Annotated in this window: 20 protein-coding genes; 5 read left to right on the top strand and 15 right to left on the bottom strand. The window is 71.6% G+C overall.

Annotated features, from left to right (window positions below; genetic code table 11):
* The first annotated feature begins 440 nt into the window (after positions 1-440).
* Positions 441-968 (top strand): SigE family RNA polymerase sigma factor, encoded by a 528-nt coding sequence (locus tag G412_RS0120160; protein WP_028813654.1) that lies wholly within the window; start codon positions 441-443, stop codon positions 966-968.
* Positions 969-985: 17 nt separating this feature from the next.
* The gene (locus tag G412_RS0120155; RefSeq protein WP_028813653.1) at positions 986-1,885 is read left to right on the top strand and encodes a hypothetical protein; all 900 of its coding nucleotides are present in this window, start codon (positions 986-988) and stop codon (positions 1,883-1,885) included.
* Between the two features lie 170 nt (positions 1,886-2,055).
* Here G412_RS0120155 and G412_RS0120150 read toward each other — a convergent pair whose 3' ends face one another.
* Together G412_RS0120150 and G412_RS0120145 are read right to left on the bottom strand one after the other, a co-directional pair.
* Positions 2,056-2,472 carry a RidA family protein gene (locus G412_RS0120150; protein ID WP_028813652.1) on the bottom strand — a complete coding sequence of 139 codons (417 nt, stop codon included), beginning with the start codon at positions 2,470-2,472 and terminating at the stop codon, positions 2,056-2,058.
* The gene (locus G412_RS0120145; protein WP_028813651.1) at positions 2,469-3,578 is read right to left on the bottom strand and encodes an acyl-CoA dehydrogenase family protein; all 1,110 of its coding nucleotides are present in this window, start codon (positions 3,576-3,578) and stop codon (positions 2,469-2,471) included. The genes G412_RS0120150 and G412_RS0120145 overlap by 4 nt, the downstream gene beginning before the upstream one ends.
* Before the next feature lie 86 nt (positions 3,579-3,664).
* Between G412_RS0120145 and G412_RS0120140 the strand changes: the two genes are divergently transcribed.
* Genes G412_RS0120140 through G412_RS0120130 form a run of 3 tightly spaced genes read left to right on the top strand, consistent with a single transcriptional unit; the run spans position 3,665 to position 7,034 of the window.
* The gene (locus G412_RS0120140; protein ID WP_028813650.1) at positions 3,665-5,281 is read left to right on the top strand and encodes an AMP-binding protein; all 1,617 of its coding nucleotides are present in this window, start codon (positions 3,665-3,667) and stop codon (positions 5,279-5,281) included.
* 18 nt (positions 5,282-5,299) lie between these two features.
* A complete protein-coding gene (locus G412_RS0120135) occupies positions 5,300-6,163 on the top strand; it encodes a PaaX family transcriptional regulator (RefSeq protein ID WP_028813649.1) in 864 nt (287 codons plus the stop codon).
* Positions 6,164-6,194: 31 nt separating this feature from the next.
* The gene (locus G412_RS0120130; protein ID WP_028813648.1) at positions 6,195-7,034 is read left to right on the top strand and encodes a GNAT family N-acetyltransferase; all 840 of its coding nucleotides are present in this window, start codon (positions 6,195-6,197) and stop codon (positions 7,032-7,034) included.
* Positions 7,035-7,133: 99 nt separating this feature from the next.
* On the opposite strand, the gene G412_RS0120125 is transcribed toward G412_RS0120130, so the two are convergent.
* The 13 genes from G412_RS0120125 to G412_RS0120065 all read right to left on the bottom strand — a co-directional run bounded on the left by G412_RS0120125 (position 7,134) and on the right by G412_RS0120065 (position 23,833).
* Positions 7,134-9,662 (bottom strand): bifunctional salicylyl-CoA 5-hydroxylase/oxidoreductase, encoded by a 2,529-nt coding sequence (locus G412_RS0120125; protein ID WP_244283127.1) that lies wholly within the window; start codon positions 9,660-9,662, stop codon positions 7,134-7,136.
* Positions 9,663-9,664: 2 nt separating this feature from the next.
* Positions 9,665-10,492 carry an enoyl-CoA hydratase family protein gene (locus G412_RS0120120; RefSeq protein WP_028813646.1) on the bottom strand — a complete coding sequence of 276 codons (828 nt, stop codon included), beginning with the start codon at positions 10,490-10,492 and terminating at the stop codon, positions 9,665-9,667.
* A 214-nt stretch (positions 10,493-10,706) separates the two neighbouring features.
* The gene (gene argF / locus G412_RS0120115) at positions 10,707-11,723 is read right to left on the bottom strand and encodes an ornithine carbamoyltransferase (protein ID WP_028813645.1); all 1,017 of its coding nucleotides are present in this window, start codon (positions 11,721-11,723) and stop codon (positions 10,707-10,709) included.
* A gap of 78 nt (positions 11,724-11,801) precedes the next feature.
* A complete protein-coding gene (locus G412_RS0120110; protein ID WP_028813644.1) occupies positions 11,802-13,034 on the bottom strand; it encodes an arginine deiminase in 1,233 nt (410 codons plus the stop codon).
* Positions 13,035-13,134: 100 nt separating this feature from the next.
* The gene (locus tag G412_RS0120105; RefSeq protein ID WP_028813643.1) at positions 13,135-15,669 is read right to left on the bottom strand and encodes a polynucleotide kinase-phosphatase; all 2,535 of its coding nucleotides are present in this window, start codon (positions 15,667-15,669) and stop codon (positions 13,135-13,137) included.
* Entirely contained in the window at positions 15,666-17,180 is a 1,515-nt protein-coding gene (locus tag G412_RS0120100; RefSeq protein WP_028813642.1) for a 3' terminal RNA ribose 2'-O-methyltransferase Hen1, read from the bottom strand. Before G412_RS0120100 ends, G412_RS0120105 begins: the two co-directional genes overlap by 4 nt.
* Positions 17,181-17,222: 42 nt before the next feature.
* On the bottom strand, positions 17,223-18,140 hold the full coding sequence (mmuM, locus tag G412_RS0120095; RefSeq protein ID WP_028813641.1) for a homocysteine S-methyltransferase: 918 nt from the start codon (positions 18,138-18,140) through the stop codon (positions 17,223-17,225).
* 31 nt (positions 18,141-18,171) lie between these two features.
* Complete coding sequence (locus G412_RS0120090) at positions 18,172-19,095, bottom strand: LLM class F420-dependent oxidoreductase (protein WP_028813640.1); 924 nt, start codon at positions 19,093-19,095, stop codon at positions 18,172-18,174.
* A 133-nt stretch (positions 19,096-19,228) separates the two neighbouring features.
* Entirely contained in the window at positions 19,229-19,756 is a 528-nt protein-coding gene (locus tag G412_RS35300) for a DUF6099 family protein (RefSeq protein ID WP_037649319.1), read from the bottom strand.
* 140 nt (positions 19,757-19,896) lie between these two features.
* Entirely contained in the window at positions 19,897-20,247 is a 351-nt protein-coding gene (locus G412_RS0120080) for a nucleotide pyrophosphohydrolase (RefSeq protein WP_028813639.1), read from the bottom strand.
* Entirely contained in the window at positions 20,244-21,410 is a 1,167-nt protein-coding gene (locus G412_RS0120075; RefSeq protein WP_028813638.1) for an AAA family ATPase, read from the bottom strand. Before G412_RS0120075 ends, G412_RS0120080 begins: the two co-directional genes overlap by 4 nt.
* 55 nt (positions 21,411-21,465) lie before the next feature.
* Positions 21,466-21,858 (bottom strand): cell division protein SepF, encoded by a 393-nt coding sequence (locus G412_RS0120070; RefSeq protein WP_028813637.1) that lies wholly within the window; start codon positions 21,856-21,858, stop codon positions 21,466-21,468.
* 235 nt (positions 21,859-22,093) lie between these two features.
* Positions 22,094-23,833 carry an alpha-glucosidase gene (locus tag G412_RS0120065; RefSeq protein WP_028813636.1) on the bottom strand — a complete coding sequence of 580 codons (1,740 nt, stop codon included), beginning with the start codon at positions 23,831-23,833 and terminating at the stop codon, positions 22,094-22,096.
* Between the last annotated feature and the right edge of the window lie 120 nt (positions 23,834-23,953).

The raw sequence follows: 23,953 nt of genomic DNA, 5'->3' as shown, positions 1-23,953 counted from the left end.
CCGGCGGTGGCTCGCGCATTGGAACTCGGTTGCGAAGTCGTCATGGCGCACCGCGCCCCCGCAAGACGGTCTCGTGGACGGTATCGCCCACTAGACGACCGTAAAACGGGGGTACGCCCCCCACCAGTCGATCAAGACCTGACCGCGTCCCCCACAGTCCCCGCTGGCATCGCAGTACGCCCTCGCGCTGTGCGCCGAGGCGTTCGATGGCCCGCTGCGAGCGCTCGTGGCACCCCGCCGTGCCCGGCGGAGGGAAGGATTCAGCGTCGTTCCGGCGATAAAGTCCCGCAGGATCGCGCACAGCGCCTGCGGCTGGTCCTCGGCGATCAGCGTGCAACTGTCCTCGACTGCCGGGCGGCCAGTGACAAGGTGAGCCCGCCGAAGCGTCTGTACGGGAGAACGACAGAGCGGTTCACGGCAGCGGGACGGAAGGACACGGAGTGCGGAGATCCGAGCAACGACTGGAGGAGTTCCAGGAGTTCGCCAGCACATGCGGCACGCGCCTCTTCCGGACGGCACTGCTGCTGACCGGCGGCGACTGGCACCAGGCCGAGGATCTGGTGCAGACGGCGCTCGGCAAGGCCTTCGCCTCGTGGAGCCGGGTACGGCGCGCCGACAACCGGGACGCGTACGTCCGTACGGTCCTGATACGCACCCACCTCTCCCAGCAGCGCCTGCGCCGCAGCGGCGAGCGCCCGGTCGCGACCGTGCCGGACCCCGCGGTGCCCGGCGCAGGGTACGGCGAGGGCGACCCGGCGTTGCGTGTCGCGCTGCTCGCGGCCCTGGCGCGGCTGCCGGTCAAGGACCGGGCCGTGCTCGTACTGCGCTACTGGGAGGACCGCAGCGTCGAACAGACCGCGGCGGAACTCGGGCTGCGGGCGGGGACGGTACGCAACCGCAGCATGAGCGCGCTCGGCAAACTCCGTGAGCTGCTCGGCAGCGAGCGCGAATCGCTCATCACCATCTGACGAGGGGCGGACGGAACATGAAGCTGGACGAGCTGAACGGGCTTGACGGATTTGGCGAGCGGGATCTCAGCCGGGCCATGGAGAACGCCGTCGCAGGGGTACGGTCTCCGGGGCCCGCGCTGGTCGAAGGGGCCACGCGGTACGGCCGCAAAGTGCGCAGGCGCCGCCGGATCGCCGCCGGCCTCGGGGTGTGCGCGGTCACGGGGGTGATGGCGGGGATGTCGCTGTTCGGCGCGTACCTGCCGTCGTACACGGGGAGCGTCGAGCAGGCGCTGCCGGCCGCGCCGGGCGGTGGCACGGCCAAGGTGGTGATCCCCGACTTCTCCCGGCAGCCGATGTCCCCGTCCCCGCCGGCCGGCAAGGAACGGCTCACGGGCCGGGCCACCGTACAGACGCTGAAGGAGCTGCTGCCCGGCGAGCCGGGCACCTCGGGATACATGGGGCAGGGCACGCCACCGGAGGCGTACGAGACGTTCGGGCGGCTCTCGGTGGACGGTCCCCTGGCCGGGTCGGAGGTGCAGGTCAATGTGCAGCCGGGGTTCGGGCGGGACATGAGCGCTCAGAAGGGCGAGAAGCTGGCGGACTTCTACTCCTGCGAGCACCGCGAGCCGGACGGGAGCATGGCCTCCTGCGGGACGGTCAACCTGGCTGACGGGTCGGTGCTGATGGTGTACGAGGACCGCTCCGGGCTCCTGGTCAGGCGGCACGCGGATCTGCTGCGGCCGGACGGGACGAGGATCGTGGCGGGAACGGCGAACGGAAAGGACGTCGCGGACGGTCCCGTCCTCGGCCTCGAACCTCCGCTGACGCTGGGCGAGTTGCGGACGATCGTGACCAGTCCGCGCTGGAGCGTCTTTGTGGACCCGGCGGTGAACGAGAGGGCGAAGGAGCTGAAGCCGTACGACGACCGGTCGTAGCCGGGGGGCGTGCACCGGGTCAACACGGCGGGGCGGCACGCCGGGGCAGTGCGCGGGGGCGGCACGCCGGGGCAGCACGCCGGGTCAACACGGCGGAGCGGCACGTCGGCGCAGCACCGGAGCAGCCGGTCGGAGCGGCACGCCGATGCAGCCCGCCCGAGCAAGGCGAATCAGGGCAGCACGGCCACGCCGTCCAGCTCGACCATGGCCTGTTCGTCCCAGAGGCGGACCGCGCCGATCACCGCCATGGCGGGGTAGTCGCGGCCCGCCAGCCGGCTCCAGATGCGGCCGAGTTCGGGGGCGTGGGCGCGGTACTCGGCGACATCGGTGGCGTAGACGGTGACGCGGGCCAGGTCGGCGGGGGCGCCCCCGGCGGCGTGAAGCGCCGTGAGGAGGTTGCTGAGCGCCTTCTCGAACTGGGCGGGGAGCGTGTCGCCGACGACCTTGCCGTCCGTGTCGAGCGCGGTCTGCCCCGCAAGGAAGACCAGTTGGGACCCGGTGGCGGTGACGGCGTGCGAGAAGCCGCTGGGCGGGGAGAGCTCGGCCGGGTTGACGCGGTGCAGATGGTGCGGTCGGTGCGTGCTCATCGGTACAGCTCCTTCGCGATGATCGTGCGCTGGACCTCGGTGGCGCCTTCGTAGATACGGGGCGCCCGCACCTCACGGTAGAGGTGTTCGAGCAGGTGGCCGCGCTGGAGGGCGCGGGCGCCGTGCAGCTGGACCGCGGCGTCGACGACGTACTGGGCGGTCTCGGTGGCGAAGAGTTTGGCCATCGCCGCGCGGCGCGGGACACCGGGTGCTCCGGCGTCGTAGGCGCAGGCGGCGGCGTACACGAGCAGGCGCGCGGCCTCCGTGCGGGTCGCCATCTCGGCGACCTGGTGGGCCACCGACTGGAGGTCCTTGAGCAGCCCGCCGAAGGCGGTGCGGTTCGCGGTGTGGTCGAGGGCCGCGTCGAGGGCGGCCTGCGCCATGCCGACGGCGAAGGCGCCGACGCTGGGGCGGAAAAGGTTGAGGGTGTCCATCGCGATGCGGAAGCCGCGGTCCACCTCGCCGATCACATCGGCGCGGGTGACGGGTACGCCGTCGAAGGCCAGCGCGCCGATGGGGTGCGGCGAGAGCATGTCGAGCGGTGTGCCGGTCAGGCCGGGGCGGCCTGCGGGGACCAGGAACGCGGTGACGCCGCGGGCCCCGGCGCCCTCGGTGGTCAGGGCGAACACGGTGTAGAAGTCGGCTTCCGGCGCGTTGGAGATCCACAGCTTCTCACCGGACAGGCGCCATCCGTCCCCCTCCGGTACGGTCTTGAGCGACAGCGCCGCGGCGTCCGATCCCGCGCCCGGCTCACTGAGCGCGAAGGCGGCGATCGCACGCCCCGCAGTCACCTCGGGCAGCCACCGCGCCCGCTGTTCGGCGGTGCCCGCCCTGGCGACGGGACTGGCTCCGAGCCCTTGCAGGGCGAGGGCGGTCTCGGCCTCGGTGCAGGCACGGGCGAGCGATTCACGCATCAGGCACAGGTCCATGGCCCCCGAGTCGAAGAGACGGGCAGTCAGCCCGTGTTCGCCGAGGGCGGCGACCAACGGGCGGTTCACCCTGCCCCGTTCCCCCTTGTCGGCGAGAGGGCGCAAATGGGTCGCAGCCAGGGTGCGCAGTCGCTCGCACCACGCCTGCTGTCGAGGGTCCAGCGCGAATCCCGTCATGTCCTCGCACCCCGCTCTTATCGCGAACCGTTGACTGTCGTCACCCAAACGATACGCTCAACAGGCGACAAGGGGGCGATCCCGTCATGGAGCTGAAGACCTCAGCGCACATCGATACCTTTCCCCGCGACCAGCTTCCGCCCGCTCATCAGTGGCCGCAGCTGCTCTTGGACCGTCCGGAGCTGCGCTATCCCGACCGGCTCAACTGCGGGGCGGAGCTCTTGGACCGTACGGTCGAACGCTTCGGCCCCGGCCGGCCCGTCTTCCGTACCGCTGCCGGTGCGGTCTGGACGTACGGCGAACTGCTCGGCCGCGCCGACCGCATCGCGCACGTCCTCACCTCCGACCTGGGTGTCGTGCCCGGCAACCGCGTCCTGCTGCGCGGGCCCACCACACCGTGGCTGGCGGCCTGCTGGCTCGCGGTGATGAAGGCGGGCGCGGTGGCGGTGACGGTGCTGGCGCAGCAGCGGGCGTCCGAGCTGGCGACCATGTGCGAGATCGCGCGGGTCCGCCACGCCCTGTGCGACGTACGGGCCGTCGACGACCTCGTGAAGGCGGAGGTGCCGGGGCTGCGCATCACGGCGTACGGCGGCGACGGACCCGACGACCTGCTGCGGGCGGCGGCCGGCAAGCCGTCGCGGTACGCCGCCGTGGAGACGTCCGCCGACGATGTCGCGCTGATCGCCTTCACCTCGGGGACGACGGGGCGCCCCAAGGGCTGCATGCACTTCCACCGGGACGTGCTGGCCATAGCCGACACCTTCTCGCGCCATGTGCTCAAACCGGAGCCCGGCGACGTCTTCGCGGGCAGTCCACCGCTGGGTTTCACCTTCGGGCTGGGCGGTCTGGTGATCTTCCCGATGCGGGCGGGCGCGTCGGCGCTGCTGCTCGAACAGGCCGGCCCCAAGCAGTTGCTGCCCGCCCTGGCCCGGCACCGGGTGTCGGTGCTCTTCACCGCGCCGACGGCGTACCGCGCGATGCTGGACGACCTGGGCGGGTACGACCTGAGCGCCCTGCGCCGCTGCGTCTCGGCGGGTGAGAATCTGCCCGCCGCGACCTGGCATGCCTGGTACGAGCGCACCGGGTTACGCCTCATCAACGGCATCGGCGCGACCGAGCTGCTGCACATCTTCATCTCGGCGGCGGACGAGGCGATCAGGCCGGGGACCACGGGCGTGCCGGTGCCGGGCTGGGAGGCTCGGGTGGTCGACGCGTCGGGCCGGCCGGTGCCCGACGGCGAGCCCGGGCTGCTGGCGGTGCGCGGTCCGGTGGGCTGCCGCTACCTCGCGGACGACCGCCAGAGGCAGTACGCGCGCGGCGGCTGGAACCTCACCGGCGACACGTACGTGCGCGATCCGGACGGGTACTTCCGCTATGTCGCCCGCGCCGACGACATGATCATCTCGGCGGGGTACAACATCGCGGGCCCCGAGGTCGAGGAGGCGCTGCTGCGCCATCCGGACGTGGTGGAGGCGGCGGTCGTGGGCCGGGCCGACGAACTGCGTGGCCAGGTCGTCGTGGCGTACGCCGTGCTGCGCGACGGGGTGGCGCGCGGCGAGGCGACCACCGCCCTGCTGCGCGACTTCGTCAGGGCCGAGCTGGCACCGTACAAGTGCCCGCGCGACATCGTCTTCCTCGACGCCCTCCCCCGCACGCCGACCGGCAAGCTCCAGCGCTTCCGGCTGCGGGCGGCCGCGGAGTGACAGCCGTAGAGTGATCAGGTGGCCGAGCAGCACACCCCCCGTTCCCTGATCGTCTCCCTCTACGGCGCGTACGGACGCACTCCCGGCGGAGGCGGGGAGCCCATGCCGGTGGCCGAGCTCATCCGGCTGCTGGCCGCCGTCGGGGTCGACGCGCCGTCGGTGCGCTCGTCGGTGTCCCGGCTCAAACGCCGCGGCCTGCTCGTCGCCGCCCGTACACCGGAGGGCGCCGCCGGGTACGCGCTGTCCGACGACGCCCAGCAGCTTCTCAACGACGGCGACCGCCGCATCTACGAGCACCCCGCGCCGCGGCTTTCCGAAGGCTGGGTGCTGGCGGTCTTCTCGGTCCCCGAGTCGGAGCGCGCCAAGCGGCACGTACTGCGCTCCCGCCTCGCCCGCCTCGGCTTCGGGTCGGCCGCGCCGGGCGTGTGGATCGCGCCCGCGCGGCTGTACGAGGAGACCCGCCACACGATGGAGCGCCTCCAGCTCTCCCCGTACGTCGATCTCTTCCGCGGGGAGCACCTCGGCTTCGCGGCGACGCAGGAGGCGGTGGCGCGCTGGTGGGACCTGACGGCGATCGCCAAGCAGCACGAGCAGTTCCTCGACCTGCACGAGCCGGTGCTGCGCGGGTGGGTGGCGCGGGAGAAGGCGGCGGGTCCCGGCGGCCCACCGCCGCCGGACCCGGAGCAGGCCTACCGGGACTACCTGCTGGCGCTCGACTCCTGGCGCCGCCTGCCGTACGCCGATCCCGGCCTGCCCGCCGAACTGCTGCCGGCGGACTGGCCGGGCGCGCGCTCGGCGGCGGTGTTCGCCGGCCTGCACGAGCGGCTGCGGGACGCGGGGGCGGAGTTCGTACACCGCGGGGACGACCCGAAAACCGCGTGACGGAGCCGGGGGCCGCCGGGCAGCATGTGACATGACCTGGACCTTCACCGAAGACCTGGACGAGTACCTGGCCGTCGCGGGCGCCGCCGTCGCCGCGCGGCCCGTGGAGAACACGCTGCTGCTGACCGTCGCCGAAACCCTGCGGCGGCGTGGTGACGACGCGTACGGCGAAGGCACCCCCCGGTACGGATGGTGGCGCGGCGCGGACGGCCGCGTGGACGGCGCGCTGCTGTGGACACCGCCGCACGCGGTGCTGGTCGGGACCGTGCCCGCGGAGGCGGTGGCGCCGCTGGCGCAGGCGTGCACGGAGCTGGGCGGCCCGGCGGTCAGCGCGGAGCGGGAGACGGCACGGGCGCTGGCGTCGCGGTGGCGGCGGGCGGGCGCGGAGGTCACCACCGTGCTGGAGCAGCGCCTGTACCGGCTCGGGGAGCTGACCCCGCCGGACCCCGCACCGCCGGGGCGCGCGCGGGTGGCGGCCGCGGCCGACCGGGAGCTGCTGGTCGAGTGGGTGGAGGCCTTCCGCCGGGAAGCCGGTCACCCCGGCCCCGGCGCCGGACGTGCGGTGGACGACCGTCTCACGTACGGCGACCTGTCCCTGTGGGAGGACGACGGCGTCCCGGTGGCGATGGCGGGCGTCTCGCGGCCTGCCGCGGGGACGGTGCGGGTGGCGCCGGTCTACACGCCGCCGCGATGGCGGAGGCGCGGGTACGCGGCGGCGGTCACGGCGGCGGTGAGCGCGGATGCGCGGGGTGCGGGGGCGGGTGAGGTGCTGCTCTTCACGGACCTCGCGAACCCCACGAGCAACGGGGTGTACCAGCGCATCGGCTACCGCCCGGTGGCGGACCGGGTGGAGATCGCGCCGGCGGGGTAGCGCGGTGACGGCGCGCCATGCGTCTCGCTGCGGCGGGTCGCCGCTGTGCGGCGAATCCGGGCCGTCCGGCGCTCCCTGCGCGCCACCCGCCCGCCGTCCTCACCCCAAACTCAGCCTCGGCTTCGGCGCGTCCGTCCGCCCCGTCGGCGGCGTACGGCTGCCCGCGCGGTACGGGAGGGGCCAGGGCGCGCCGGGGCCCGAGTAGCCCTGCTCGGCCGCCGCGTGCAGCGTCCAGTGCGGGTCGTACAGGTGCGGCCGGGCGAGCGCGCACAGGTCCGCACGCCCCGCCAGCAGCAGCGAGTTCACGTCGTCCCAGGACGAAATCGCGCCGACGGCTATCACCGGCACCCCCAGCGCGTTGCGGATGCGGTCGGCGTACGGCGTCTGGTACGAACGCCCGTACTCCGGCGCCTCGTCCGGCACGACCTGCCCGGTCGACACGTCGATCGCGTCGGCCCCGCGCGCGGCGAACGCGCGCGCGATCTCGACCGCGTCCTCGGCCGTCGTACCGCCCTGCGCCCAGTCCGTGGCGGAGATCCGGACGGTCATCGGTCTGTCGCCGGGCCAGACGTCGCGTACCGCGTCGAAGACCTCCAGCGGGAACCGCAGCCGCCCGGCGAGGGAACCGCCGTACGCGTCCGTTCGTTGGTTGGTGAGAGGGGAGAGGAAACCGGAGAGCAAGTAGCCGTGGGCGCAGTGCAGTTCGAGGAGGTCGAAGCCGCAGTCGGCCGCGCGCCTCGCCGCCGAGACGAACTGTTCGCGGATACGGGCGAGTCCGTCCACGTCGAGCTCGCGCGGGATCTGGTTGACGCCCGGCCGGTACGGCAGCGGAGACGCGGCCGCGACGGGCCAGTTGCCGTCGTCCAGCGGCTGGTCGATGCCGTCCCACATCAGCCGCGTCGAGCCCTTGCGCCCCGAGTGGCCGAGCTGCACGCCGACGGCCGTTCCGGGTGACTGGCGGTGCACGAAGTCAGTGACCCGGCGCCAGGCGGCGGCCTGTTCGGCGGTGTACAGGCCCGCGCAGCCGGGGGTGATGCGGCCCTCCGGGCTGACGCACACCATCTCGGTCATGACCAGCCCCGCTCCCCCGAGGGCGCGCGCGCCCAGGTGGACGAGGTGGAAGTCGCCGGGTACGCCGTCGACCGCCGAGTACATGTCCATGGGTGAGACAACGACCCGGTTGCGCAGGGTCAGACCGCGCAGCCGGAAGGGGGTGAACATCGGGGGCGTACCGGGCGGGCAGCCGAAGTCCTCCTCGACGGCGCCGGTGAAAGCGGGGTCGCGCAGTCGCAGGTTGTCGTGGGTGACGCGTCGGCTCCGGGTGAGCAGGTTGAAGGCGAACTGCCGTGGCGGCTGGTCGAGATACGTGGCGAGTTCCTCGAACCAGCGCAGGCTGGCGGCGGCCGCGCGCTGCGTGGACGCGACGACGGGGCGGCGCTCACTCTCGTACGCGGCGAGGGCGGCCGGCAGGCCGGGCTGCTCCTCGATGCACGCGGCCAGCGCCAGGGCGTCCTCGACGGCGAGCTTGGTTCCCGAGCCGATGGAGAAGTGGGCGGTGTGGGCGGCGTCGCCGAGCAGGACCGTGTTGCCGTAACTCCAGCGGTCGTTGACGACGGTACGGAACGCGATCCAGGACGAGGGGGGCCTGGGGGGCATTCCCCCAGAAGACACAGCGCTCCCAGCGCTCCCAGCGCTCCCGCGCAGGGCCCGCCCGCCCAGCGCGTCGGCGAAGATCCTGGCGCAGCGCTCGGTCGATTCGGCCTCGTCGCAGCGGTCGAGACCGGCGGCCCGCCAGACCTCCTCGCGCATCTCGACGATGACGGTCGACGCGTCCTTTGCGTAGGGGTAGCCGTGCAGTTGCATGACGCCGTGTTCGGTCTCCGCGATCTCGAACCGGAAGGCGTCGAAGGCGAAGTCGGCGGCGAGCCAGATGTAGCGGCAGCGGTGGGTGGTGACGCGGGGGCGGAAGACATCGGCGTACGCCGCGCGGGTGAGGCTGTGCACGCCGTCGGCGGCGATGACGAGGTCGTACGCCGCGGAGAGTTCGGCGGCGGGCGGCGCCTCCTCGCGGACGCGCAGGCCGACGCCGAGCGAGCGGCAGCGCTCGTGCAGGATCTCCAGGAGCCGGCGGCGGCCGAGGGCGGCGAAACCGTGGCCGCCGGAGGTCAGGGTCAGGCCGCGATGGACGATGTCGATGTCGTCCCACCGCACGAACTCCTCCTGGAGCGCGCGGTAGACGACGGGGTCGGCATGCTCGATCCCGCCGAGGGTCTCGTCGGAGAGGACGACCCCGAAGCCGAAGGTGTCGTCGGGGGCGCCCCGCTCCCAGACGGTTATCTCGCGTGCGGGATCGAGCCGTTTGAGAAGGGCAGCGGCGTAGAGCCCACCGGGCCCACCACCGACAACGGCGACCCGCAACGGCGGGGACGCTTGCTGCGCCTGGCGAAGCTCCGGGGCCGCCGAGGCCTCCGGGGCCGCCGGAACCTCTGGGGCCTCACTGGCCTCACTGGCCTCACGGACCTCGCCGACGTCACCGGCCTCGCGGACCTCGCCGACCTCACGGACCTCGCCCCGTCCGGTGTCCTGATCGGGGCCGGGTTCGGGGTCCTGTTCGTGCGTGCGCGGCATCGCTAACGCCCCCGCCACTTCGGGACGCGCTTCTCGGTGAACGCCGCGTGAAATTCCGCGTAGTCGTCGCCGTTCATCAGTAGCGCCTGCGTGGCGGCGTCCAGTTCGACGGCCGCGGCGAGCGGCATGTCGAGCTCGGCGGTGAGCAGCGCTTTCGTCTGGGCGTACGCCAGGGCCGGGCCGTCGGCCAGGCGGCGGGCCAGCTCGGCGGCGCGAACGTCGGCCAGCCCCTCGTCCGTCATCTCGCTGATCAGGCCGATCCGCTCCGCCTCGGAAGCCCGTACCGGCTCGCCGAGCATCAGCAGCCTCGTCGCGTGCCCGAGCCCGACGACGCGCGGCAGCAGATACGCCGCGCCCATGTCGCCGCCCGACAGGCCGACCTTGGTGAAGAGGAAGGCGAAGCGGGCGGAGGGGTCGGCGATCCGGAAGTCGGCGGCGAGGGCCAGCACGGCGCCCGCGCCCGCGGCCACCCCGTGCACGGCGGCGATCACGGGGAAGGGGCATTCGCGCAGCGCCCGTACGACCTGCCCGGTCATCCGGTTGAAGTCGAGGAGCTGGGCGGTGTCCATGGCGAGTGTGGCGCCGATGATGTCGTCGACGTCGCCGCCCGAGCAGAACCCGCGGCCCTCACCGCCGAGGACCAGGGCGCGCACGGTGCGCTCGCGGGCCAGCTCGGCGAGCAGGTCGCGCAGATCGGCGTACGCGCCGAAGGTGAGGGCGTTGAGTTTCTCCGGCCGGGCGAGAGTGACGGTGGCGACGCCGTCCTCGATGGTCAGCCGCAGGTGGTGCCACTGCTGCGTGCGCGGTGCGGAGCTGGGAAAGGGGCTCATGGGGGGCGGGGCCTCCTTCAGCCGTGCGGCAGGTGCCTGCCACTCGAAGGTATCACCCCTATGTGACTGTCGTCATGAGGACGCGATACCGCGTCCAGGGCTCGCATTACGCCGCAGGATGCGGTGTCCCCCGCTCGTGGCGCGTCACCTTTGCCGCACACCATCGCGGGCAGCGCCATGACGAGCCACGAGGCATCCGGCGACCGCGTCCCGGCTACGCGGCGCCGTCGCCTCCCGCCATGGTGGCGACCAGCACCGCCTTGATCGTGTGCATGCGGTTCTCGGCCTCGTCGAAGACGACCGAGTGCGCCGATTCGAAGACCTCGTCGGTGACTTCCAGTTCCGTGAGGCCGTACCGCTCGTGGATCTCGCGGCCGACCTTGGTGCCGAGGTCGTGGAAGGCCGGCAGGCAGTGCAGGAACTTCACGTCCGCGTTCCCGGTGGCGCGCAGTACGTCCATGGTCACGGCGTACGGAGCGAGGGCCTCGATGCGCTCGGCCCAGACCTCCTTGGGCTCCCCCATGGACACCCACACGTCGGTGGCGACGAAGTCGGCGCCCAGGACGCCTTCGGCGACGTCCTCGGTGAGAGTGACGCGCGCACCGCTCAGTTCGGCGGCCTTGCGGGCCTGCGCGACGATCTCCTCGGCCGGCCAGTACGCCTTCGGCGCGACGATGCGCACGTCCATGCCGAGCAGGGCGCCGGTGACCAGGTAGGAGTTGCCCATGTTGAAGCGGGCGTCACCCAGATAGGCGAATGCCATCCGCTCCAGGGGCTTGGCGCAGTGCTCGGTCATGGTGAGTACGTCGGCGAGCATCTGGGTGGGGTGCCAGTCGTCGGTGAGCCCGTTGAAGACCGGGACACCGGCGTACGCGGCCAGCTCCTCGACGGCGGCCTGACTGTCCCCGCGGTACTCGATCCCGTCGAACATCCGGCCCAGCACCCGCGCCGTGTCCTTCACCGACTCCTTGTGCCCCATCTGCGAGCCGGAGGGGTCGAGGTACGTCGTCGACGCACCCTGATCGGCGGCGGCGACCTCGAACGAGCAGCGCGTGCGGGTGGAGGTCTTCTCGAAGATCAGCGCGATGTTCTTGCCGCGCAACCGCGGCACCTCGGTGCCGGCCTTCTTGGCGGCCTTGAGCTCGGCGGCGAGGTCGATCAGGCCGCGGAACTCCTCGGCGGTGAAGTCCAGCTCCTTGAGGAGGTGGCGGCCTGCGAGGTCTGTCGCCATGGTGGCTGCTCCTGGGTCGGTCGCTTGTGTGCGCGTATGCGGGGCGAGTGGTGGAAGTATATGCGAATGAACGCATCACTATACAGCGTCGCGTTCGACCGGGCAGCTCATGCACCGGGGGCCACCCCGTCCCCTGCCCAGTTCACTGCCCTTGATCTCGATGACCTCGATGCCCTCCTTGCGCAGGTGGGTGTTGGTGGTGACGTTGCGCTCGTAGGCGACGACGACGCCGGGCTCGACCGCCAGCACATTGCAGCCGTCGTCCCACTGCTCGCGCTGCGCCGCGTGCACGTCCTGGACGGCAGTCAGCACCCGGATGCCGTCGAGGCCCAGCGCTGCCGCTATGGCCCGGTGCATGTGCTCCGGAGGGTGGTCGGTGACCTTCAACTCGCGCTCACCGACGCCCGGTTCGATGGTGTACGAGCGGAGCATGCCGAGCCCGGCGTACTGCGTGAACGTCTCGCCGTCGACCATGGTCATCACGGTGTCGAGGTGCATGAACGCCCGGTGCTTGGGCATGTCGAGTGCCACGATGGTGGTGGCCGAGCCCGCCTCGAAGAGCCCGCGGGCGAGCATCTCCACGGCCTGCGGGGTGGTGCGCTCGCTCATCCCGATCAGGACGGCGCCATTCCCGATGACCAGGACATCGCCGCCCTCGATGGTGGAGGGGTAGTCGTGCTGGCCCTCCGACCAGTGGTGGAAGGCACCCGCCTGCGGGCTCTTGAAGAGCGGATGGTGCTTGTAGATCGCCTCGAAGTGAATGGTCTCGCGCTGCCGGGCCGGCCAGCGCATCGCGTTGATGGACACACCGTCGTAGATCCAGGCCGAGGTGTCCCGCGTGAAGAGATGGTTCGGCAGCGGCTCGATCAAGAAGTCGTCCAGGTCCATGACGTGGAAGCGGACGGACGTCGGCTCGGAGTGGCACTCCAGGAACTCGCGCTTCGTCATGCCCCCGACCAGCGCCTCGACCAGATCCGCCACGGGCAGCTCGTCGAAGGCCTCACGCAGGTGATCGGTGGCGAGCGGCCCGTACTCCTTCTCGTTGAAGACCCGGTCCAGCACGAGGTTCCTGGCCGTCGTGATCTCCAGCGACTCGCGCAGCAGATCACCGAAGAGGTGCACCTCGACGCCCCGGTCGCGCAGGACGTCGGCGAATCCGTCGTGCTCCTGGCGCGCGCGGCGCACCCACAGCACGTCGTCGAAGAGCAGCGCGTCCTTGTTGCCGGGAGTGAGGCGCTTCAGCTCCAGATCCGGTCGGTGGAGTATGACGCGGCGCAGCCGCCCGGTCTCGGAATCGACATGGAATCCCATGGCTCCATCCTGGCCGAGCGCGGCCGCACACGCGTCGGTATGGCGCTCCCCGGTACGAAGCGATCACTTTTCGCACCGGGGGCCGCATACGCCGACGGGATCACAGCCGGGGGTCGACCGGCTCCGACTCCAGTGCCAGCACCGCGAAGACGGCCTCGTGGATCCGCCACAGCGGCTCCCCCTCGGCCAGCCGGTCCAGCGCCTCAAGACCCAGCGCGTACTCGCGCAGGGCGAGCGAGCGCTTGTGGCCCAGGAATCGGTTCCGCAGCTTTTCGAGCTGCTCGGGGCGCGTGTACTCGGGACCGTAGATGATCCGCAGGTACTCACGGCCGCGCACCTTGATGCCCGGCTGCACGAGCCGGTTCTTCCCGTCCCGTGCGAGCGCCTCGACCGGCTTGACGACCATGCCCTCGCCGCCCCTGCTGGTCATCTCCAGCCACCAGTCGATGCCCGACTGGACGGAAGCCGGGTCGCCGGTGTCGACGATCAGCCTGCGGGTGGTCTGGAGAAGCGCGGTCGGGTCGTGCTCGACCAGCCGGTCCAGCCAGGCCAGCTGTTCGTCGTGCGGTACGCCCGCGAGCGAACGCCCCTGGACGGCGAGCAACTGGAACGGTGCCAGCCGCACCCCCTCCAGCCCCTGGGTCGGCCAGCAGTAGCGCCGGTAGGCGTCGGTGAACGCCTCGGCGTCGGCGGCCCGTTCGCGCTGCGTCGCCAGCAGCCCGTTCACGTCGACACCGCGCGCTGCCGCCCCTTCGAGCGCCGCCAGGGCGCCGGGGAACACCGAGCGCGCTGCGGCGCCCACGGCGGCGTACTGATGACGCAGCAGGCCCGACGCCTTGAGCGACCAGGGCATCAGCTCCGCGTCGAGAAGCAGCCAGTCCGTCTGGAGCTCGTCCCAGAGGCCGGCCTCCGTGACGGCGGTGCGCAGCCGGCCGATGATCAGCTCGGTGATGCTCTCTTCGTCGAAGAAGGGGCGGCCGGTGCGGGTGTGGATGACGCCGGTGGGACCGTCCACGCCGAACCGCTCACGCGCCACGTCCGCGTCCCGGCAGACCAGCGCCACCGCCCGCGAGCCCATGTGCTTCTCCTCGCACACGACTCTCCCCACACCGTCGGCCTTGTACGTCGCGAAGGCCTCGGCGGGGTGCTCCAGGTAGCCGTCGACGTGCGACGTACCGGTCGGGGACATCGTCGGCGGCAGGTAGGCGAGCAGACGCGGGTCCACGGCGAAGCGGCTCATCACTTCGAGCGCCGCCGCCGCGTTCTCCTCGCGTACGGCGACCCGGCCCATGTGCCGCGTCTCGACGACGCGGCGACCGTGCACGTCGGCGAGGTCCAGCGGACGGCCGTCGTGTCCGCCGGGCGCCTCAGTGGTGAGCGGCTTCACCGGCTCGTACCAGACCTTCTCGGCCGGTACGTCGACGAGCTCACGCTCCGGCCAGCGCAGCGCCGTCATCCTGCCGCCGAAGACCGCGCCGGTGTCGAGGCAGATGGTGTTGTTGATCCAGGAGGTGTTGGGCACGGGTGTGTGGCCGTAGACGACGGCGGCGCGGCCGCGGTAGTCCTCGGCCCACGGGTAGCGCACGGGCAGGCCGAACTCGTCGGTCTCGCCGGTGGTCTCGCCGTACAGCGCGTGCGAGCGGACCCGGCCCGAGGTGCGGCCGTGATACTTCTCGGGCAGACCCGCGTGGCACACGACGAGGTTGCCGCCGTCGAGGACGTAGTGGCTGACGAGGCCGTCGATGAACTCCCGCACCTGCTCCTTGAAGGTGTCGTCCTCCTTCTCCAACTGCTCGATCGTCTCGGCGAGTCCGTGCGTGTGCTGGACGTTCCTGCCCTTGAGGTAACGGCCGAGCTTGTTCTCGTGGTTCCCGGGCACGCACAGCGCGTCGCCGGAGGCGACCATGCCCATCACCCGGCGCAGTACGCCGGGGCTGTCCGGGCCGCGGTCGACGAGGTCGCCGACGAAGACGGCCGTACGCCCCTCGGGGTGCGAACCGTCGACGTAACCCAGCTTGCCGAGCAGGGTCTCCAGCTCGGAACGGCAGCCGTGGATGTCACCGATGATGTCGAAGGGGCCGGTGAGGTGGGTGAGGTCGTTGTAGCGGCGTTCCAGCACCACTTCGGCGGCGTCGACCTCCTCGACGCTGCGCAGGATGTGCACCTTGCGGAAGCCCTCGCGCTCCAGGCTCCGCAGTGAACGGCGCAGCTCGCGCCGGTGCCGCTGGATGACGTGGCGCGGCATCCCGGCCCGGTCGGGGCGTACGGCGTTGCACTCCGCGCACACCTCTTCCGGCAGGTCGAGCACGATGGCGATCGGCAGTACGTCGTACTTCCTGGCCAGCTGGACGAGCTGCTTCCTGCTCTCCGGCTGCACATTGGTCGCGTCGACGACGGTGAGCCGCCCTGCCTCGAGCCGCTTGCCCGCGATGTAGTGCAGGACGTCGAAGGCGTCGCGGCTCGCGCTCTGGTCGTTCTCGTCGTCGGCGACGAGGCCTCGGCAGAAGTCGGAGGAGATGACCTCGGTGGGCCTGAAGTGCCGGCGGGCGAAAGTGGACTTGCCGGAACCGGTGGCACCGACCAGGACCACGAGGGACAGGTCGGTGACGGGAAGCGTGCGGGTGGTGGTGCTCATGCGGCTTTCGCCTCCTTCTTGTCCTGCCCGGCGTGCCCGGCCTGCTTGTCCTGCTTGCCCTGCTTGTCCTGGGCGATCATGGTGAACACAGCCATCTGGGTGGGCGGGCCCACTTCGGGGTCCTCGGGGCCGACGGCCACGAACTCGACGCCGTAACCGTGCCGTTCGGCCACCTGTTCCGCCCAGCCGTGGAACTCCTCGCGCGTCCACTCGAAGCGGTGGTCACCGTGCCGCACATGCCCTGCGGGCAGGGTCTCCCAGCGCACGTTGTATTCGACGTTCGGCGTCGTCACGAGGACGGTCCGCGGGCGCGCCGACCCGAACACGGCGTACTCCAGGGCCGGGAGCCTCGGCAGGTCGAGGTGCTCGATGACCTCGCTGAGCACGGCGGCGTCGTACCCCGTGAGCCGTTTGTCCGTGTACGTGAGCGAGCCCTGCATCAGCTTCACGCGTTCGGCCTGCCGCTCGCCCATCCGGTCGAGCTTGAGCCGCCGCGAGGCGATGGTGAGCGCGCGCATGGACACGTCCACACCCACGATCTCGGTGAACTTCACGTCCTTGAGCAGCGCCTGCACCAACTGGCCCTGCCCGCAGCCCAGGTCGAGCACCCGGCTCGCCCCGGCTGCGCCGAGCGCCCGGAGGATCGCGTCCCGGCGCTGCGCGGCGAGCGGCAGGGGCCGCTCGTCGGTGTCCGTCGTCTCGTCGACGGCGTTGTCGATCTCCTCGACCTCCAGGTCGTCGGCCTCGGCCAGACGTACCAGTTCGAGGCGCTCCATGGCCTGCCGGGTGAGGCTCCAGCGGCGCGACAGGTAGCGGCTGGTGATCAGCTTCTGCTCGGGGTGCTCGGCCAGCCAGCCCTCGCCGGCCCGCAGCAGCTTGTCCACCTCGTCGGGCGCGACCCAGTAGTGCTTCGCGTCGTCCAGGACCGGCAGCAGGACGTAGAGCTGGCGCAGGGCGTCGGAGAGCCGCAGCTCGCCCTCCAGCACGAGTTGTACGTACCGCGAGTCGCCCCACTCCGGGAACTGCTCGTCCAGCGGCACCGGTTCGGCCCGCACCGTCGTCCAGCCCAGCGGCGCGAACAGCTTCGTCACCAGCTCGGCGCCGCCGCGGGCGGGCAGCGCGGGCACCTCGATACGCAGCGGCAGGGGCGCCGCGGCGCGCTCGGGGCGCGCGTTGCACACGCCCTGCAGGGCACTCTTGAACACCGCGCTCAGGGCGACGGCCAGCAGCGACGACGCGGCGTACGGCCGGTCGTTGACGTACTGCGCGAGCGCGGAATCGGGCGAGCCGCCGCGCCCCTTGCCTTTGCCGCGCCGCACGAGCGCCACCGGATCCACCTCCAGCAGGAGCGCGGCGGTGCACCGCTCGACGGACGCCTCGGGGTAGAGGACGTGCGCCGTGCCGTGGGAAGTGGAGAACGTCTGCGCCTTGTCGGGGTGCTTGTGCAGCAGAAAGCCGAGGTCGGTCGCGGGACGCTCCTGATTGCCGGTAGTACTGATCGTCAGGAACACACGTCCGAGTATCGTCGGCCCGGCCCGTCGCGGACCAGGGGTTTAAGCAACCGGTCCGGCCAGCCGGGCCAGCTCGGCGATCTCGCCGGGCCCGACCCGGCAGCAGCCACCCACCAGCCGGGCCCCCGACGCCCGCCACTCGCGCACCCGCTCCGGGTCGTACGTCCCTCCGCCGCTCCACCGCCTCGCCTCCGCGTCCCACCGCTCACCGCTGTTCGGATAGACGACGACCGGTTTCCCGGACACCGAGGCGGCGAGCTCCACCGCCGCGTCCGCGTCGCGCGGCTCGCAGCAGTTGACGCCCACGGCGATCACCTGGTCGTTGCCCGCGGCGAGAGCGAAGGCCGCCTCCAGCGGCTGGCCGGCCCGGGTCCGTCCGCCCGCGATGCTGTACGAGAGCCAGACCGGCATCCCGGTGCCCTCGACGGCCCGCAGCAGCGCCTCGGCCTCGTCGGTGTCGGGCACCGTCTCCAGCGCCAGCACATCGGGCGCGGCGGCGACGAGCGCTTCGACGCGCGGCCGGTGGAAGTGCTCCAGCTCCCGCACCGAGAGCCCGTACCTCCCCCGGTACTCGCTGCCGTCGGCGAGCATCGCCCCGTACGGCCCGACCGAGGCCGCCACCCAGACCTCCCGGTCCACGGACTCCCCCGCCGCGCGCGCCAGTCCGACGCTGCGTCCCAGCAGCTCCGCGGCCTTGCCGGGGCCCAGACCCCGCCGCGCGAAGCCTTCGAACGTCGCCTGGTAGCTGGCGGTGATCAACACCTGTGCGCCCGCCCGCACATACGCCGCGTGCGCCGCCGCGATCTGCTGCGGACCGTCGGCCAGCAGGCGCGCCGACCAGAGCGCGTCGGGCAGGTCACAGCCCTGCGCCTCCAGCTGATTGGACAGACCGCCGTCAAGGACGACGGGCCCCGGAGCGTCGGCCCCGAGTGCGGTGGCAAGCGGGCGGGCGGGTTTCACGGCGAACCTCCTTCACTCACGTCAGCACTTCTCAGGTCAGCTGGGACTGGACCTGCGAGGAGATCAGCTCCAGGTGTTCGAGATCGTCCAGGTCCAGCATCTGGAGATAGATCCGCGAGGCACCGATCGCGGCGTACTGGCCGATCTTGTCGACCACCTCGGCGGGCGAGCCCGCCAGCCCGTTCGCCTTGAGCTCCTCCACGTCCCGCCCGATGGCCGCCGCCCGGCGGGCCACCTCCGCGTCGTCCTTCCCGACGCACGCCACCAGAGCGTTGGAGTACACCAGGTCGTCCGCCTTGCGGCCCACCTTCTCCGCCGCCGCCCTGACCCGCCCGAACTGCCGCTCGCTGTCCTCCAGCGAGGCGAACGGGATGTTGAACTCGTCGGCGTACTGCGCGGCCAGCCGGGGCGTACGGACCGCGCCGTGCCCGCCGACCAGCACCGGCACCTTGGCCTGCGCGGGCTTGGGCAGCGCGGGTGAGTCCGTCAGCTGGTAGTACGTCCCGTCGTAGCTGAACGTCCTGCCGGTCTCCGTCGCCCACAGCCCGGTGACGATGGCCAGCTGCTCCTCGAGCCGGCCGAACCTCTCCTTAGGGAAGGGGATCCCGTACGCCCGGTGCTCCTCCTCGAACCAGCCCGCCCCCAGGCCCAGTTCGACCCGCCCACCCGACATCTGGTCGACCTGCGCGACCTGAATGGCCAGCACGCCCGGCAGCCGGAAGGTGCCCGCGGTCATCAGCGTGCCGAGCCGGATCCGCTTGGTCTCGCGGGCGAGCCCGGCCAGCGTGATCCAGGCGTCGGTCGGTCCGGGAAGGCCGTCACCCGAACCCATGCGCAGATAGTGGTCCGAGCGGTAGAAGGCATCGAAGCCGAGGTCCTCGGTGGCCTTGGCTACGGTGAGCAGGGTGTCGTAGCTCGCCCCTTGCTGGGGCTCGGTGAAGATTCGAAGATCCATACCTCCATCCTGCACCGCCGGAGTGCCCTCAACCCCACCTCGCACATCCGGCCCACGCCGACGGTCCGCCCCCGCAGAGGGACCCGCCGGCCGCCACGGGCGACGGCGCCGCAGGCACCAGCGGCTGATGGCCTCATGACGGCTCCGCCGCCGAGTCGCGAGCGGCGCTGCGCTGCCTGTCCTGCTCCCGCACCGTGAGCCGGCGTAATATCCCGCGCACCCGGTCGCTCGACTCGTCGGCGGCGTCTATGCCCTCGATGCACTGCCAGTAGAGGGCCTCCTCGTCGGTGGCGCACGCGACCCCGACGAGCGCGATTCCCACCTCTCCGAGAAGCGCGCCCAGCCCGGTCAACGCCGCCCGCGCGTCCGCCACCTGGGAGAGCTGCGCCGCTCGCGGCCGGGCGTCCGGAGGCGGCCCGCCCACGTCGTCCGCCCCGCCCGCCCACAGCGCCGGGATGTCGAGCACTCCGCAGCCCCGCCCGCCCGTCTCGCTCAGCCCGCGCGCCTCACCTCTCAGCTCCGCCGGACCGGTCAGCACCAAGTGCCCGCCGATCGCCTGGGTCAGGGCCTGTGCCTGCCAGGCCTCCGCCAGAATGTCCCGTGCCGCTCGGCTCCGCGCGAGTGCGTGCCGGCTCTGCCCGATAAGCCTCACCGCGTCCATGCGCCGCCCCCCGTCCTCACGATGGCCCGCTTCTTTCGCGCACCGTTCACCCGTCCACTACCCAGAGTGAGGGCATGGGGCCCGGAAAGCCAGGGCTATGGCGAAATCTGTGGACAGAAAAGCGGTTTCAGATAAATTCGTCACTCCGGAGAGTGACGATCCTTGTTTTTCGGCACCGGGAAACGCAGCTCGTTCCGGTCGATCTTGGCGGCCAGCGCCGCCAGCACATCGATCCCGAGCACCTCACTGAACTGCAGCAAGTACGCGAGGACATCAGCGACCTCGTCCGTCACCCGGTGCGCGGTGTTCGGATCCTCCATCACCCGTGCCGATTCCTCGGGCGTCAGCCACTGGAAGATCTCCACCAGCTCGGACGCCTCCACGCTCAGCGCCACCGCCAGGTTCTTCGGCGTGTGGTACGGCTCCCACCCCCGCGCCGCCGCGAATTCGGCCAGCCGACGCTGAAGTCCCGCTACATCCAGTTCAGTCACGGGCCCAGGTCTACCACCGCCACCCCGTCCACCCCACGGGCGTACGAAGCGGAGGTGTCCGTGACCGTTCCGACCAGGCTGATGTGCCGCTCGGCGCAGACCGAGGCGGCCAGCGCCAGGAGCTCCCGCGTCTGGCGCCCGTCCATGGACCGGTCCAAGCCGTCCGCGAGAACCGTCAGCGCCTGCATCGCGGCAGGCACCTCGGCAACCGGGTCCATGGCCAGCACCCCCGGCCCGGTCAGCAGCACCAGCGCAAGGGCCAGATACCTCAGCTCACCGTCCCCGAGCCGCCCGAGCGGCGTGGCCGACGGGCCGCCCCGGCCCACCACCGCCCGTACTCTCCCGTCCGCGAGCTCCTCAGCGGTCAGCGCCTCCACCGGGCCGGCGCACCCCGCCCGCACCATCGCCGCCAGCCGCGCGTGACGCTTCGCGCACTGATGCTGCGTACGCCACAGCACCCCCGCCAGGTTGTCGCAGCCGCGCCGCAGCCGGGCGTCGCCCAGCGCCACCGGCTCCCGCATGCGCGCAGGCAGCGGATCGCACGCGAACACCGAACGCAGCGCGACCACCACCTGTTCCGCGGCCGCCAGTACCCGCAGCTGCCCCGCCGTCTTGCCCGCCACGCGCAGCGGCAGCAGCGCCGTACCCAGCAGGTCGTCGGGCAGCGGCGCCCGCGTCACCGGAGCGGTGCCCGCCGTGTACCAGGCCGCCTGGACCGTGCTGCGCCCCGGATCACGCAGCGCCGTGGTCAGCAGCGTCTGCCCGTCGCAGGTCAGCCGCTCGCCGACGATGCGCAGTTCGGGTTCCGCCTGTACGGCGAGATCGAGGCGCACGGGCCCGGCGGGCCCTTCGACGGTGCAGCCGATCCTGAAGCCCCGCCGGCCCTCGGCGTCCGGCCCAGCCCGCTCCGGCACGCATCCGACGGGGTCCCGGAACACCGCACCCAGTTCGGCGCCACCGGCCAGGCGGGACAGCGCGTCGTACACCTCCAGGACGCTCGTCTTGCCGCTGCCGCTGGGGCCCGCGAACAGCGTCACCGGACCGAGCGGGACGACCGCGCCGCGGTGCGATCTGAAGGCCGAGATCCTCAGCTCGGTGACCGTGGGGACGCCACGGTCACCGGCGGGAGGTCCGGGGCTCGTCCCCGGAGTAAGCACAGTCATGCCCGGACGGTATGTGGCACTTCCGCTGACAAACCGTTACACCGGAGGAACCTTCCTACGTTTGGGGGACGACGGCGGCCGCCTCGGCTCCCTCGACCTCCATGCCGGCGGGCGACAGCAGGAAGACGTTCCGGTCGACCCGGTGCATGCCGCTGCCGAGACCGAAGACGACACCGCTGCTGAAGTCGAGGATGCGTTTGGCCACATCGGCGTCCGCCGCCGTCAGGTCCAGGAGCACCGGTACGTGCGCGATCAGGTACTCCGCGACCTCACGCGCGTCGGAGAAGACCTGCACGCGCAGCACGATCATCCGCCGCTGCTCGGCGGCCGCCTCTTCCTGGGGCATGGTGCGGTGATCGACTCTGGAGGGCCACTCGTTCCTGCTGCGCAGTGGCACCACTTGAGCGAGCCCGGCCCACTGTTCGTCGGTGACGTCGTACCTGCTCACCGGACCACCCCGCTCACGTGCTGTGTCTGCATCCGGCCATCTTCCCGCGCCTCACCCGTTCGGCCCAACAGCGACACGGACCGGATGGTCCGCGAAATGTCCGGTCACGGTCCTGGGGGGCGGCGTCCGCGCACATCAGGCGGAAATCGTACACGCAAAGCAGCAGGTCAAAGCCCTGTCCGGGGACGGCCGACGTCGGCCGCTTCGACAACCGCCCCAATGCTTGGTGGCCGCGTCAGGCGGCGCGGCGGCGGCGGTGGACGCGGGCTTCCCACGGCCGCAGGGTGGGCGAGGCCGCGAGAGGGGCTGTGTCCGGGACATTGGTGATGAGCGTCTCGGTGTTCGCCCAGCCCTCGGGCAGGGTGACAGTACGGTCGTCGCCGCTGAAGTTGGCCAGGACGAGCAGGTCGGTGCCGCGGGCCCGGTCGTGTCGGGTGAAGGCATAGACCTGCTCGTCCTCGGGGTACAGCATCCGGAAGTCGCCGTCGGTGAGGGCGGGTTCGGTGTGCCGCAGGGCGATCAGGCGCCGGTAGTAGTGGAAGACGGAGTCCGGGTCGGCGAGCTGGGCCTTGGCGTTGACCGTGGTGTGGTCGGGGTTCACTGCGATCCACGGTGTGCCCGCGGTGAACCCGGCGTGCTCGGTGGCGTCCCACTGCATGGGGGTGCGGGCGTTGTCGCGGCCGCGGTGGCGCAGGCCGGCCAGGACCTGCTCCTCGTCGGCGCCCATGGCGATCCGGTCGCGGTAGTGGTTCAGCGATTCGATGTCGCGGAAGTCGTCGATGGTGGTGAACGCGGTGTTGGCCATGGCCAGTTCTTCGCCCTGGTAGATGTACGGGGTACCCCGGTGCAGGTGCAGCACGGTGGCCAGGAGCTTGGCGGAACGGTTGCGGTAGGCGGGGCTGTCGTCGCCGAAGCGGGACACCACGCGCGGCTGGTCGTGGTTGTTCCAGTACAGGCTGTTCCAGCCGGTCTGCGCCAGGCCCGTCTGCCAGCGGCCGAGGCTCGCCTTGAGGTCGGTGAGCCTCAGCGGGCGTACGTCGAACTTGCCGCCGGGGCCCTGGTCGAGACCGACGTGTTCGAACTGGAAGACCATGTCGAGTTCGCGGCGCTGTGGGTCGGTGAACAGCTTGGCCTCTTCGATGGTCACGCCGGGCATCTCGCCGACGGTCAGCAGCCGGCGGGGATGACCGGCGAAGACCTCGCGGTGCATCTCGGCCAGGTACTCGTGAACGCGCGGGCCGCAGATGTAGTACGGGCTGCCGTCTCCGTACCGGGACCCTTCGGCCATGTGTCCGTCCGGCAGGGCCGGGTCCTTGGAGATGAGGTTGATGACATCCATGCGGAAGCCGTCGACACCACGCTCCAGCCACCAGCGCATCATCGTGTGGACGGCCTGCCGGACCTCCGGGTTCTCCCAGTTGAGGTCGGGCTGCTTGCGGGAAAACAGGTGCAGGTAGTACTCGCCGCTTGCCTCGTCGTACGTCCAGCTCGGTCCGGAGAAGAAGGACTGCCAGTTGTTGGGCTCGGCGCCGGGAGTGCCGGGCTCCATGCCCGGGCGGGCCGGACGCCAGATGTACCAGTCCCTCTTGGGCCCGCCCGGTCCTGCGTCGCGTGAGCCGGTGAACCAGGGGTGTTCGTCGGAGGTGTGGTTGACCACGAGGTCCATGACGAGCTTCATGCCGCGCTCGTGGACGGCGGCGAGCAGCCGGTCGAAGTCGTCCAGGGAGCCGAAGAGCGGGTCGATGTCCTGGTAGTCGCTGATGTCGTAGCCGTTGTCGTCGTGGGGGGAGGGACAGACGGGCGAGAGCCACAGCACGTCGACGCCGAGCCGGGCAAGGTAGTCGAGGCGCTGGATGATGCCTCGCAGATCCCCGATGCCGTCCGCGTTGGAGTCGGCGAAGCTGCGCGGGTAGATCTGGTAGACGACCGCATCGCTCCACCAGGAGCCGGCAGGGCTGAAATCGTTCAAGGGCACGTCAGAGCTCATCATGATGGTGGGATCGTGCCGAGTTCCGCCCCCTCCTTCAAGGGCGCCGCCCATCGCCGTATCAGCCCGCGCGGAGACCGTACCCGTGCCGCTCCGCGCGGCCGGACT

The sequence above is a fragment of the Streptomyces flavidovirens DSM 40150 genome, assembly GCF_000429085.1.
GTDB classification, from domain to species: Bacteria; Actinomycetota; Actinomycetes; order Streptomycetales; family Streptomycetaceae; genus Streptomyces; species Streptomyces flavidovirens.
Note: the sequence above shows the minus strand (reverse complement) of the source record. Positions and strands in the feature narration are given on the sequence as shown.